Source organism: Streptomyces sp. NPDC091416 (genome assembly GCF_044756845.1).
In the GTDB taxonomy this organism is placed as follows: domain Bacteria; phylum Actinomycetota; class Actinomycetes; order Streptomycetales; family Streptomycetaceae; genus Streptomyces.
Genome location: NZ_JBIVTU010000005.1, coordinates 310710 through 323869, shown reverse-complemented (window position 1 = coordinate 323869; position 13160 = coordinate 310710). Strand labels below are relative to the sequence as shown.

Here is a 13160-nt window from a genome sequence, read left to right as displayed (position 1 = left end):
GCGGCGCTACGGCCGGGGCATGTTGCGCAGGTTGGACCGCGCCATCTGCACCATCCTGCCCACACCGCCGTCCAGCACGATCTTGCTGGCGGAGAGCGCGAAGCCGGTCACCATGTCCGCGCTGATCTTCGGCGGGATGGAGAGCGCGTTCGGGTCGGTCACGACGTCGACGAGCGCCGGCCCCTTGTGCTTGAAGGCGTCCCGGAGCGCTCCCTCCAGCTGCTTGGGCTTCTCGACCCGGACGCCGTACGCCCCCGAGGCGCGCGCGACGGCCGCGAAGTCCGGGTTCTTGTTGGTCGTGCCGAACGACGGCAGCCCGGCGACCAGCATCTCCAGCTCGACCATGCCCAGCGAGGAGTTGTTGAACAGGACGACCTTCACCGGCAGGTCGTACTGGACGAGGGTCAGGAAGTCCCCCATCAGCATGGTGAATCCGCCGTCCCCGGACATCGAGACGACCTGCCGGTTCCGGTCGGTGAACTGGGCGCCGATGGCCTGCGGCAGCGCGTTGGCCATCGAGCCGTGACTGAACGAACCGATCACCCTCCGCTTGCCGTTCGGCGTCAGATAGCGGGCCGCCCAGACGTTGCACATACCGGTGTCGACGGTGAACACGGCATCTTCGTCGGCGAGTTCGTCCAGGACCGAGGCCACGTACTCCGGATGGATCGGAACGTGCTTGTCGACCTTGCGGGTGTACGCGCTGATCACACCCTCCAGCGCGTCCGCGTGCTTCTTGAGCATCCGGTCGAGGAACTTGCGGTCGCTCTTGGCCTTCACCCGCGGCGTCACACAGCGCAGCGTCTCGCGGACATCGCCCCACACCGCGAGGTCGAGCTTGGAGCGGCGGCCCAGGTGCTCGGGGCGCACATCGACCTGGACGATCTTCACGTCGGTGGGGAGGAAGGCGTTGTACGGGAAGTCCGTGCCGAGCAGGATCAGCAGATCGCACTCGTTCGTGGCCTCGTACGCGGCGCCGTAGCCGAGCAGCCCGCTCATGCCGACGTCGTACGGGTTGTCGTACTGGATCCACTCCTTACCGCGCAGCGCGTGGCCCACCGGCGCCTTCACCCGCTCGGCGAACTCCATCACCTCGGCGTGCGCGCCCGCCGTGCCGCTGCCGCAGAACAGCGTCACCCGTTTGGCCTCGTCGACCATCCGGCAGAGCTTCTCGATCTCCGCGTCTCCCGGGCGCACGGAGGGCCGCGAGGTGACCAGCGCGTGCTCGACGGACTTCTCCGGCGCGGGCTGGGAGGCCACGTCACCCGGCATGGAGACGACGGCGACGCCGCCCCGGCCGATCGCGTGCTGGATGGCCGTCTGCAGCAGCCGCGGCATCTGCTGCGGGTTGGAGATCATCTCGTTGTAGTGGCTGCACTCCTGGAAGAGCAGCTCCGGATGTGTCTCCTGGAAGTAGCCGAGGCCGATCTCGCCCGACGGGATGTGCGAGGCGAGCGCGAGGACGGGCGCCATGGAGCGGTGGGCGTCGTAGAGGCCGTTGATGAGGTGCAGGTTGCCGGGTCCGCACGACCCGGCGCAGGCCGCAAGCTCACCGGTGATCTGCGCCTCGGCACCGGCGGCGAACGCGGCCGTCTCCTCGTGCCGGACCTGGATCCAGTCGATGCCGGGGTTGCGGCGGATCGCGTCGACGACCGGGTTGAGGCTGTCGCCGACCACCCCGTACAGGCGCTTGACGCCCGCCCGGGCGAGGATGTCGACGAACTGCTCCGACACGTTCTGCTTGGCCATGGGTGCGCACTCCCTCTGCCTGTGCTCCGTGCACGATCGGCTGTCCGGATCCCGGGGCGCGAAACCCCCGCCGGACGGGTTCTCCGGAGTCCATCAACCCATGACCCGGGCGGTTACGCCTCCCAGACACCGACCGCCGTCCGGTCGTCTGCGTACCCCTTCACCCGCAATTGGGTGTCGGCCAGGAACGCGCCGAGGCCGGGCGCGGCGGCCGGTGTCCAGCGCTCGGCGAGTTCCCGGGCGAGGTCCGGTTCGCCGCGCAGCGGATCGGCCAGGCCGGGGCTGCACAGCAGCAGGGTGTCGCCCGGCCGTGCGACCGACGCGCGGAAGCGGAACGGCTCGGCGGGCGGCGGGACCGGGTCCTCGATGTACGGGGGCGGGGCGGTGGTGACCCCCAGGTCCATGGTCAGCCGGTCGCCGTCGGGGCCGCTCTCGGGCACCGACGACCCGAAACCCACCACGGCCTCGCCGGCGAGGGCGCCCGGCTGCGGCACGATCGGTTCCAGGTCGTGCCAATGGCCGTCCCGCAGCCGGAAGAGCCCGCCACCGCCCACCCCGAAGAAGACCCGGGTGCGGCAGTCGGGGTCGGCGGACAGCAGGAGGCAGCGCAGGCCCACTGTGTACTCGTGCGGTTCACGGCCGAGTTCGGCGGCGCGTGCGCGCAGCTTGCCGTAGCCGCGGTCGGTCAGCCGGTGCAGCCCTGATTTGAGGTCACCGCGACGGCCTGCCCTTATGTCGTCGGACAGCCGCGCGTGGCTGCGTCCGACGGCTTCGGCGATCCAGCGGCAGGCGTCGGCCGCGGCCAGGTGCCCGCTCTCGGAGGACCTGGCTCCGCCCGCGACGGCGACCAGGACGAGCGCGCCCTCCGCGGTGCCGAACCGTGCGGTCAGCAGCGCGTCGCGCCGGGGCTCGCCCCGGAACCGGGCGGAGTCGCCCCGCACGGATGCGGCCCTCAGGGTGTACGTGCCGTACCGGGCGCCGTCGAGCACGGTGTCGGCGACGACGCCGTCCAGTTCGCGCGGGTCGCTCTCGGGCAGCGCGGTGGGCTCGGCGTCGTACGTGGGCGGCCGCCCGCCCACGTGGACGACCGGCGGGCGCGGCGCCTCGGGGGCGGGGGCCGGTTCCGGGGCCGGTTCGGGCGGCGAGGTGTCATGGGTGCGCTCGACGACCGGACGTCTGGGCAGCGGCGGCACGGCCTCGTCCGGCTCGACGGGCGGCCGGGCCGCGGCGCCGGGCGCCTCGGCGGGCGTCGGCGGCCCAGGAGGCACGGGCGGCGCGGCGGGAGCCGGTGGCGCGGCCTGCGGCCCCGCCGGCTCGGGAAGGCTCTGGGCGATGCGGGGATCGGCCGGAGGACGCTGAGGTTCCGGCGCGGGAACCGGGGGCGGGGGCGGCGCGGGAACCGGATCGGCGACGGGCGGTGGTGGTGGTGGGCCCGCGAAGGTGCGGGGACGTGGTGGGCCGGCCGGTGGCTCCCACGGGGCGCGTGCGGTCGCCTCGGACGGCGGAGCGGGTGCCGGGTCCGCCGTCCGGGTGACCGCGGAGGCTGCCGCCCTCGGTTCGGGCACCGTGGCGGCGCTCCCGTAGGGTTCACCGCCGTCGGATCCCACCGCGCCCGAAGCCGAGTCGAAGCGGTCGTCGAGACTGTCGGCCGCCTGGCTCGCTCCGGTGTCGGGTGCCGATTCGTCGTACAGCCTGCGCCACCAGTCGTCCTCGTGGGCGGCGGGCCACTCCCCCTGCTGACTCATGCCCTTATTGTCCACCGCGAGGGCCGTGCGAAAACGGGACAGCCGGAAAAAGTGGCTGAGTCCCGTCGCGAAGCAGGTCCGCCGGGCGGCCCCACCCCCCACGGGAAGGACGCCCGGCGGACCGGCTCGGGTGACGCGACGTCAGCGCACGGCGTAGGCGTCGGTCACGGTCTGGACGACGGAGTTGCCGTTGGCGTCCGTCAGTTCGGTGCGCAGGGTGACCGGCTTGCCGGCCGCGTCCGCGTGGTTCACGGTCGCGGTCCAACGGCCGCCCTGCTGTGCGGTGGCGGCCTCGGCCCAGGTCTCGCCGCCGTCGTACGAGTACGAGACCTTGGCCGCGGTGACCTTGCCGGGCGTGTAGCCGGCGTGACCCGTGACGCTCAGTCCGATCCGCTGACCGTTCTTCGCCGCCAGGGTCTTCATGCCGTCCGCCGGCAGGTCGTAGCCCGGGAAGAGCAGCGGGATGCCCTGCGAGTAGGCGTTCTCGTCGCGGTGCGAGCGGAACTTCCAGGTGGTCTGCGTCATGGTGGACCGCTTCCACACCGCGGCGGGCTGGCCCGACTTCATGGTCGTCATGCTGAGTTCGTACGCGGCGTCCTCGGCCGGGACGGTGAACACCCCGGACGGCCAGCCGGATTCACCCAGCACCTGGCCTCCGCTGGTGAGACGCATGTTGCCCATGTCCCCGAAGGAGCCCTGGAGGCCGCCGTGTTCGCTGTCGCTCCAGAAGCCCGGGGCCACGCCGATCAGGTTGTCCTGGCGTTCGGCGGCGAGCATCTGTTCACCCTGCTCGTCCCGGGGTGCGGACGGCACGATCACGCCCTGGTACCAGTTGGCCGAGCGCTTCGAGCCGGCCTTGTGCGTACGGAACCTGTCCATCATGAACTCGCCCCACGGGAAGCTGGAGGAGACCCCCTGCCGCCAGGCGCTGTCGCCGGCCGAGTAGTACTCGGTGCGCTTTCCGGGTGCGGGCACACTGTCGAAGGACCCGACGCCGTACTGGGCACCGTAGGGGCTCGCGACGAGCAGCGTGTCGACGAAGTCGGTCCTCACGCCCATCGATTCGTAGGTGGACTCGACCGTGCTGAGCGCCTTGTCCTTGACCTTGTACGTGCGGCCCGAGGTGACGGTGCCCGTCTCGGGAAAGGCCAGGTTGTAGACGAACGGGCTGGACGCGGTGGCCTTCCAGCTCAGCTCCACCGGTCCTGCGGCCAGCGCGGCGGTCAGACCGGCCGCCTCGTCCGCCTGGATGCCGAGCGAGGGCAGGGGCGCCGCACCGTATCCGACGGACGGCTTCCACGGACCGGCGGACGGGCGGTGCGCGATGACCGCCACCGCGCCGGCGGCCTTGGCGTCACTTGCCTGGATGGCCATGGGAGCGCCGTCCTCGACGCGGATCAGGGCGATCTTGCCCGTGACGTCGGCGGCCTTCAGCTCGCCGGGGGTGCCGGTACCGGCGTCGACGAGCTCTGCCCGGCCGGTTCCGTCGAGGTTGACGGACCCGTAGGAGGCGGGGACGGGGTGCAGGGTGGCACCCCCGACGACCGCGAGCTTCTCGATCTGCGGGGCGTACGCGCGCCAGAAGCTGTCGAACTCGAAATCGCCGTCCCGGGCCTTGCCCTGGATGTCGACCAGGTAGTCCTTGACGATGCCGCTGCCGGAGATGGACCCGGAGTGCAGCCAGACATCGTCCCAGCTGCGGCCGAAGGCCAGGGTGGCGCCGCGGGTCTCGGTGGCGCGGTCCTCGGTCTTCACCTTGATCCGGTGTGCCTTGCGTGCGTCCAGCACCAGAACGGTGTCCTTGGTGACGTTCAGCTGGGGCCGGGCGAGGTAGCCGACCGACTTGGCGAGCGTCCCGGTGGCGTCCTCGGGGTCGGCCGAGACGATGAAGCCGGAGACGAAGTAGGCGCCGGGGCGGACCTCGTACACCTGGTCGGCCGAGCCGTCGTTGAAGCGGCGCTCGCCGGTTGCGGTGTCGGTGCCGATGACGTCCAGCGAGGACGAGCCGGTGGCGGGCTTGCCGTTGCCGTCGATCAGCTTGACGCGCAGGGTGACGGTCTCGGCGCCGACGTACAGCGAGAACGGGGTGGAGACCTTGCCGCCGCCGGTGGCGGTGGCCAGCACCCGGCCGGTGACGTCGCCGTACTGGCTGTCCTGGAGCTTCGCGGCCGGGTCGAGCCTCAGCGGGACCTCGACGGTCGCTCCGGCCGGCACGGTGACGCTCTTCGCGCCGAGCGCGGCGACGGAGGACCGGACGGCCGAGCCGTCGTTGCCCGTGACGCCCTGGACCGTGAGCGAGAGCTTCACCGGCTTGTCGCCCGTGTTGGTGTACGGGATCTGCACGGTGGTGCGGTCCGTCTTGTCCTGCGGCCAGTTGAAGGTGCCGCCCTGGACGGCGGGTGCGCCGGTGAGCGTGGTGTCGATGGCGGCCTTGACGTCCAGCCGGCCACCGCCGGTCTCCCGCACGTCACCGGGGATGTCGCTCTTCGCGGACGACACCAGGGCCGCCTTGATCTGCTGCGCCGTCCAGTCGGGGTGGCGTTCCTTGACGATGGCGGCGGCGCCCGCGACGTGCGGCGTGGCCATCGACGTACCGGACATCGACCGGTAGGCGTAGACGCCGCGGCCGCCTGCCGCGGCGGCGGAGATGTCGACGCCGGGGGCGGCGATCTCGGGCTTGAGGGTGTGCGAGACGATCGCGGGTCCGCGGCTGGAGAACCGGGCGGTGGAGTCGTCACGGTCGACGGCCCCGACCGTGAGCACGCTGGGCGCGCAACCGGGCGAGGAGACGGTGTTCAGCGTCGGTCCCGAGTTGCCGGCCGCGATGACGAACAGGGTGTCCTTGCTCTTGCCGAGTTCCTCGGCGGCCAGGCTCATCGGGTCGGTGCAGTCGGTGGGCGTCTGGCTGCCCAGGCTCATGGAGACGACGTCGGCCTTCTGGTCGACGGCCCACTGCATGCCCGCGATGATCCAGGACGAGTCGCCGGAGCCGCTGTCGTTGAGCACCTTGCCGACGAGCAGATCGGCGCCGGGTGCGACGCCCTTCTTCTTCCCGTCACTGGCCGCGCCGCTGCCGCCCACGGTGGAGAGCGTGTGGGTGCCGTGGCCCTGGCGGTCGTCGGTGGTGTCGGAGTCGGTGAAGTTCTTCGACTCGGTGATCCGGCCCTTGAGATCCGGGTGTTCGGCGTCGGCGCCGGTGTCCAGGACGGCGACCCTGGTGCCCTTGCCGTCGTAGCCGGCGGCCCAGGCGAGGTCGGCGCCGATCTGCTTCGTGGAGCGGTCGAGGCTGGCCTCGACCTTGCGGTCCAGCCAGAGCTTCTTCAGACCGGCGGTGGAGCGGGAGCGGGGACCGGTGACGTCCGACCAGAACCCGGCGGTCTGCTTCTTGTCGGCCTTGAGCGCCACCCCGTCGATGGCGGGGAGCGCCAGGCCGCGCTCGGCACCGCGCGGGGTGGCGGGCGCGCTGCGGGCGGTGTCCGCGGCATAGGTCGCGATCAGCGGTACGGAGTCCGTGTGCGCGTCGTCGTATCCCTGCCGGATGAGCCCGGTGACGTTGAAGAGCTCCTCGTCGACGGTGCCGGCGGCGAGCGCCTTCACGGCGGAGTCCGGGTAGACGTACAGGTTCTCGCCCGAGCGGCGGGTCTGTACGAGGGGGACGGTGCCGTCCTCGCGGGGCAGCGCGGTGGCGGAGGCGTTGCCCGAACCGTCGGTGCTCACCAGCACCTTGTCACCGGTGACCAAGGTGACGGTGACCGGTTCGTCCGCCTTGGCGGTGGCGGCCGCACTGCCGGTCAGTGGTCTCTCCGTGGCCGCGTCGCCCTGTGGCGCCGCCACGGACGGTGCGATCACCGTGACGGCGAGGACGGCGGCGGTGGCCGCCCCCAGTGCCGTACGCGATATCGGACGCATCGCTCTCCCCAAGTGAAACCAGAACAAGAGGGCGCAAAGGCCCGTATTCCGGAGGTTGTTGGTGCTGCGGTGGCGCCACATTGGCAGAGTGACGGGCGGTACAGCGATGATGTGCCACGGCGGGTTTACGCCGTGGCTGTTTTCCGCCACGGCCGGTCGGCCGGGCGGCAGGCACCAACAGGGAAGCAATGCGGCGGGGAGGGGTCCGGGATGCTGGGAGCCATAGGTCTCGACGAGACGCAGGAGTCGGCCTATCGCGCGCTCGTGGCGGTCGGAGCCGCGGAGGTCTCCGATCTCTCGCACCGGCTGGCGCTGTCCGAACGGGACACCGAGCGGGCGCTGCGGCGGCTGGAGCAGCACGGGCTGGCCGCGCAGTCGTCGGCCCGTACGGGCAGGTGGGTGGCGGCGCCGCCGGGGGTCGCGCTGGGGGCGCTGCTGACCCAGCAGCGCCACGAGCTGGAGCAGGCGGAACTGGCCGCGGTCCTGCTGGCCGAGGAGTACCGGGCGGACGCGGCCGAACCCGCCGTGCACGATCTGGTCGAGGTGGTCACCGGGGCGAGCGCCGTGGCTCACCGTTTCCATCAGCTGCAGCTGGGCGCGTCGAGCGAGGTGTGCGCCCTGGTCACCGGGAATCCGATCGCGGTCAGCGGGCTCGACAACGAGTCCGAGGAGCAGGCCGCCACCCGCGGGGTGTCGTTCCGGGTGGTGGTCGAGCGCGAGGTGCTGGGACTGCCGTCGGGGATTCTGGAGCTGTCGGCGGCACTGAGCCGCAACGAGCAGTGCCGGGTCGTGGACCGGGTTCCGACGAAGCTGGTCGTCGCGGACGGGGCGCTGGCGATGGTGCCGCTGACCCCCCGGGGCGCGGAGCCGGCGGCCCTGGTGGTGCACGCGTCGGGGCTGCTGGAGTCGCTGACGGGGCTCTTCGAGGCGGTCTGGCGCGAGGCGATGCCGTTGCGCCTCGCCGAGAGCGGCCGGCTCGGGGAGGACGTGCTGGGGCCTGATCCGACGGATCTGGAGATCCTTTCGCTGCTCCTGGCCGGCCTGACCGATGCCAGCGTGGCGAAGCAGCTCGATCTGGGGCTGCGGACGGTGCAGCGGCGGGTCAAGGGCCTGATGGAGCTGACCGGGGTGTCGACGCGGCTCCAGCTGGGCTGGCACGCGTACGAGCGGGGCTGGGTCGCCCGCGAACCCCGCCCGTAGAGCGGCCCGGCACGCCTCTGAGCTGCGCCTACGGGCTCGGAGCCAGGCGCGACGACGGGCGGGACCGGCCGGTCTCCGGCAGGCTGGTCAGATGAGTGTGTGGCAGCTCGTCGCCGTCGGCCTGGTCATGCTGCTCGGCCTGATCGGCGTACTGGTGCCCGGTGTCCCCGGACAGGCGATCGTCTGGGCCGCCGTCCTGTGGTGGGCGCTGACCGACATGACGCCGGCCGCCTGGGGGGTCCTGATCGGGGCCACGGCGCTGCTGCTGCTGAACCAGGCGCTCAAACCGCTCCTGCCCCCGCGGCGGCCTCGCGAGTCCGGAGCGCCGCGCCGGACGCTGATGCTCGGCGGGATCGGGGCCATCACCGGATTCTTCGTGGTCCCCGTGGTCGGGGCGATCGCCGGGTACGTGGGCGTGATCTACGGAGCCGAGCGACTGCGGCTGGGCAGTCGCGGGGCGGGCTGGGCGTCGGTCCGCTCGGTGATGCGGGCGACCGGCTACTCCGTACTCGTCGAACTGTTCGCGTGCCTGTTGGTGGCGGGGGCGTGGCTGGGCGCGCTGATCTGGGGCTGACGCGCCTCCGCGTCCGTCACATAGGCGAAGTCCGATCACATGGAGAGAAACACATCGGATCTCTCGCGCCCTATTGACGCCCAGAAGGCTCAAGTCTACGTTCCGTGAGGACAAAGCTCGGATGAATTGACGCGCCTATCTGCGTACGAATCGTCAGGAGATTCCTTGCCCACCGCACCGGACCACGCCTCCTCCCCCCGCACCGATTCCCCGTCCGACCTCTCCGGGCCCGCTCCTTCCCGGCCCGCTCCCTCCCGCAGGAGCGTTCTCGCCACCGGCACCGCGCTCGGCGGAGCCCTCGTGGTGGGCGCCGCCGCCGTTCCCGCCCAGGCCGCGGCCCCGTCGGCCCCGGCTGCCGCCCCCGTCGTGGTGCACTCCCCCGCGGACAGCTGGAACACCGTCCTCGACGATGCCGACCTGCGCTGGCAGCGCATGCCGAAGACCTGGTACGAGGGCCCGTACCTGGGCAACGGACGGCTCGGCTCCGGTATCTACGCGGAGCCCGGCGCCGAGACCACGGCGATCCGCTTCAACGTCCAGCACTCCGAGGTCCAGGACCACCGGCCCGAATTCGGTTCGCTCTTCGGCCTGGCACGGCTCCCGATCGGCCACTTCACGCTGGAGCCGGCCGGCACCATCACGGGCATCGACTGGCGGATGCGGCTGCACACCGCCGAGTTGCAGGGCACCGTCACCACCTCGGCCGGGACCCTCGCACTCCGCGCCCTCGTTCAGTCGACCGGTGACGTGCTGGCCGTCGAGGTGACCCCGAGCCCCGGCGAGAAGGACTTCCGCTGGGTCTTCCACCCGGCCGAGGCGATCAGTCCCCGGGCCGCCTTCAAGCCGCTGCCGGACGGTTACACGGGCAACCCCCCGGCCGTCGTGGAGGAGCACGGCCCGGCGACCGCGGCCGTGCAGCCACTGCTCGCGGGCGGAGAGCACGTCACCGCCTGGCGCGAGCGGTCACGCGGCGCCGCCCGCACCCTCTACGTGACGGTCTCCCACTCCCACCCCGCGAACACCGCCCGTGCCCGCGCGCTGCGTACGGTCACGGCAGCCTCCGTCCTCCCGTACCCGCTGCTCGCGGCCCCGCACCGCGCCTGGTGGGACCGCTTCTACCGCAGGAGCTTCCTGTCGCTGCCCGATGCCCGGCTGCAGCGCTTCTACTGGATCCAGCTGTACAAAACGGCGTCGGCCGCGCGCAAGGACGCCCCCGTGATGGCCACCTCGGGCCCCTGGCTGGAGCCCACACCGTGGCCCAACACCTGGTGGAACCTCAACGTCCAATTGGAGTACTGGCTGATCCACGGCTCCAACCACCTGGAGCTCGACGCCGTCACCCGGGCCCTGAGCGAATTCCGCGAGCAGCTCTCCCGCGAGGTCGCCGCCCCCTACCGGGCCGACTCCGCCGGCATCCCCCGCACCACCGACCCGCAGCTGGTCAACGGTGCCGCGGTCACCGACGGCGGCTACGGCGTCGGCATCCCCGGCCAGGACCCGCCCACCCCCGAGGTCGGCAACCTGACCTGGGCCCTGCACAACGTCTGGCTCTCCTACCGCCACACGATGGACCGGTCCGTCCTGCGCGACACCCTCTTCCCGCTGCTGCGCAAGGCCGTCAACTACTACCTGCACTTCCTCGCCCCGGGCGCCGACGGCAAGCTGCACCTCCCGGCGACCTTCTCCCCCGAATACGGCGTCAACGCCCCCGACTGCAACTACGACCTCATGCTGCTGCGCTGGGGCTGCCGCACCCTGCTCGACTCGGCACGCGAACTGGACATCCACGATCCGCTGGCCGCCCGCTGGCAGGAGGTGCTGGCCCGGCTCGCCCCGTACCCGGTCGACGAGAACGGCTACATGATCGGGGCTGGGGTGCCCTTCGCCAAGTCCCACCGTCACTACTCGCACATGCTCGCCGTCTATCCGCTGTACGAGGTCACCGGCGCGAACGACGCCGAACGCGCCCTGATCGAGAAGTCCCTCGCCCACTGGGTCGGTTTCGAGGGCGCGCTGCAGGGCTACACCTTCACCGGTGCCGCGTCCATGTCGGCCCTGCTCGGCAAGGGTGAGGACGCGCTCACGTACCTGGGTCAGCTGATGAGCCGGTTCATCCAGGCCAACACCATGTACAAGGAGTCCGGCCCCGTCATCGAGACCCCGCTGTCGGCCGCGCAGTCGCTCCACGACATGGTCTGCCAGTCCTGGGGCGACACCATCAGGGTCTTCCCCGCCCTGCCCGCCGCCTGGCGGGACCTGACCGTCCACGACTTCCGTACCCAGGGCGCCTTCCTGCTCAGCGCCGTGCGGGAGGACGGCCGGACGCGCTGGGTACGGCTCACGAGCGAGGCGGGCGCGCCCTGCGTGGTCCGGCACGGCATCGAGGGCGCCATCGAGGTCCGGGACCGGCACGGACGCCCCCTGGCCCACGAGGAACTGGACGGCGGCGCGGTACGCATCCGGCTCCGCAAGGGCGAATCGGCGCTGATCACCGCAGCAGGCGACCGCCCGGACCTGACCGTCCGCCCGGTCGCGGCGAACGGACCCGCGCCGAGCTGGGGCCTGCCGGCCTGATCCCGTTACGCGGGCACCCGGTCCGCGGCCTCCGCACGGCGTACGCCGTAGGAGCGCCAGGGCCGCCACCGGTCCGAGCCGGGCGTCCCGTACGGGTCCACATCGGGATCACCCAGGCCGCGCATCCGGATCAGCTTCGCGGTGGCCGGACCGATGCCGGGCAGCCGCAGAAGGGCCTGTTCGGCCTCGTCCCGGTCGGCGCCCGCGTCGAGCCGTACGGCGCCGTCGGCGAGCGCGGTGGCCAGCGCCCGCAGCGCCGGGCCGGACTCCGCGCCGGCCAGGACGCCCGGCTCGGGGAACACATGGGTGAGCCCGCCGCAGGGCACGTCCAGGACCTTCCCGTACGCCTCGACGAGCTCACCGGCGGCCGCCGGACCCACCAGCGCCCGTACGGCGAACTCCTCGGGGTCCGCCGTCCCGGGCGAGCGCATCCCGGGCCGGGCGGCCACCCCGGCCGCGAGCAGCGGATCGGCGCCGAGCAGCTCGTCCACGGCGTACGGGTCGGCGTCCAGGTCGAAGAGGCGGCGCAGCCGCTGCACGGCGGTGGTCAGGTCACGCAGGTCCGTGAGGTGGATACGGGCCTCCAGCCAGGAACCGGCGGACCGCTCGTCCACGGCGGCGATCCCGGTACCGTGCGGCAGGCGCAGGGTGCGGCGGTACGTCCGGGCTCCGAGCGCACCGCTGACCTCCTCGATCCGGGCGACCGTCCCGGCGGCGAGCAGGTCGAAGACCTCGCGGGCGGCGTACGGGCCGCGATGTGCGAGCCGCAGCGGAATGCCGGTGGTCCGGGCCTGCCGGGGCGGGGCGCCGAGCCCGGTACCGGCCTCGGCGCGCAGCTCGCTCGGGGTGCGCGCGTAGATCTGCCGGACGGTGTCGTTGAACTGGCGCACCGAGGCGAAACCGGACGCAAACGCAATTTCGGTGACGGGCAGCCCGGTGGTCTGGAGCAGGACCCGTGCGGTGTGCGCGCGCTGGGCGCGGGCCAGGGCGACGGGCCCGGCGCCCAGTTCCGCGTTGAGCTGGCGCTGGACCTGCCGCGAGCTGTAACCGAGCCGGTGGGCGAGCCCGGGGACGCCTTCCCGGTCCACCACACCATCGCCGATCATGCGCATGGCGCGGCCGACCACGTCCGCCCGGACGTTCCAGTCCGCGGAGCCGGGCACGGCGTCCGGGCGGCAGCGTCTGCACGCCCGGAAGCCGTTGCCCTGCGCGGCGGCCGCGGTCGGGTAGAAGCGGACGTTCTTCCGCTTGGGGGTGACGGCGGGGCAGCTCGGCCGGCAGTAGATGCCGGTCGTCTCGACGGCGAAGAAGAACTCCCCGTCGAAACGCGCGTCGCGGCTGCTCACCGCCTCGTACCTGGTCTCTTCGTCCATCACACCGTCCAGTGTGCGCCACCGGACCCGGCCGCA

Annotated in this window: 7 protein-coding genes; 3 read left to right on the top strand and 4 right to left on the bottom strand. The window is 72.2% G+C overall.

The features are described 5' to 3' along the window. Positions 1-6: 6 nt before the first annotated feature. The 3 genes from ACIQMX_RS17640 to ACIQMX_RS17630 form a co-directional block, all read right to left on the bottom strand. A complete protein-coding gene (locus tag ACIQMX_RS17640; protein WP_402478930.1) occupies positions 7-1749 on the bottom strand; it encodes a pyruvate dehydrogenase in 1743 nt (580 codons plus the stop codon). Positions 1750-1862: 113 nt separating this feature from the next. After that, on the bottom strand, positions 1863-3494 hold the full coding sequence (locus ACIQMX_RS17635; RefSeq protein WP_402478928.1) for a protein phosphatase 2C domain-containing protein: 1632 nt from the start codon (positions 3492-3494) through the stop codon (positions 1863-1865). A gap of 141 nt (positions 3495-3635) precedes the next feature. After that, a complete protein-coding gene (locus tag ACIQMX_RS17630; RefSeq protein ID WP_402478925.1) occupies positions 3636-7403 on the bottom strand; it encodes a S8 family serine peptidase in 3768 nt (1255 codons plus the stop codon). Positions 7404-7613: 210 nt separating this feature from the next. Between ACIQMX_RS17630 and ACIQMX_RS17625 the strand changes: the two genes are divergently transcribed. The 3 genes from ACIQMX_RS17625 (at position 7614) to ACIQMX_RS17615 (ending at position 11751) form a co-directional block, all read left to right on the top strand. Then, positions 7614-8603 (top strand): helix-turn-helix domain-containing protein, encoded by a 990-nt coding sequence (locus tag ACIQMX_RS17625; protein WP_402478922.1) that lies wholly within the window; start codon positions 7614-7616, stop codon positions 8601-8603. A 91-nt stretch (positions 8604-8694) separates the two neighbouring features. Then, positions 8695-9177, top strand: coding sequence for a DUF456 domain-containing protein (locus ACIQMX_RS17620; RefSeq protein ID WP_363067139.1), 483 nt, complete (start codon positions 8695-8697; stop codon positions 9175-9177). Positions 9178-9477: 300 nt separating this feature from the next. Beyond that, on the top strand, positions 9478-11751 hold the full coding sequence (locus ACIQMX_RS17615; protein ID WP_402479425.1) for a glycosyl hydrolase family 95 catalytic domain-containing protein: 2274 nt from the start codon (positions 9478-9480) through the stop codon (positions 11749-11751). A 5-nt stretch (positions 11752-11756) separates the two neighbouring features. On the opposite strand, the gene ACIQMX_RS17610 is transcribed toward ACIQMX_RS17615, so the two are convergent. Beyond that, positions 11757-13124, bottom strand: a complete 1368-nt coding sequence (locus ACIQMX_RS17610) for a bifunctional transcriptional activator/DNA repair enzyme AdaA (RefSeq protein ID WP_402479422.1) — start codon at positions 13122-13124, stop codon at positions 11757-11759. Between the last annotated feature and the right edge of the window lie 36 nt (positions 13125-13160).

Bases quoted from the DNA above. Each gene is read 5' to 3' on its own strand.
- ACIQMX_RS17640 (WP_402478930.1), bottom strand. From the start codon at position 1,749: ATGGCCAAGCAGAACGTGTCGGAGCAGTTCGTCGACATCCTCGCCCGG.
- ACIQMX_RS17635 (WP_402478928.1), bottom strand. From the start codon at position 3,494: ATGAGTCAGCAGGGGGAGTGGCCCGCCGCCCACGAGGACGACTGGTGG.
- ACIQMX_RS17630 (WP_402478925.1), bottom strand. From the start codon at position 7,403: ATGCGTCCGATATCGCGTACGGCACTGGGGGCGGCCACCGCCGCCGTC.
- ACIQMX_RS17625 (WP_402478922.1), top strand. From the start codon at position 7,614: ATGCTGGGAGCCATAGGTCTCGACGAGACGCAGGAGTCGGCCTATCGC.
- ACIQMX_RS17620 (WP_363067139.1), top strand. From the start codon at position 8,695: ATGAGTGTGTGGCAGCTCGTCGCCGTCGGCCTGGTCATGCTGCTCGGC.
- ACIQMX_RS17610 (WP_402479422.1), bottom strand. From the start codon at position 13,124: ATGGACGAAGAGACCAGGTACGAGGCGGTGAGCAGCCGCGACGCGCGT.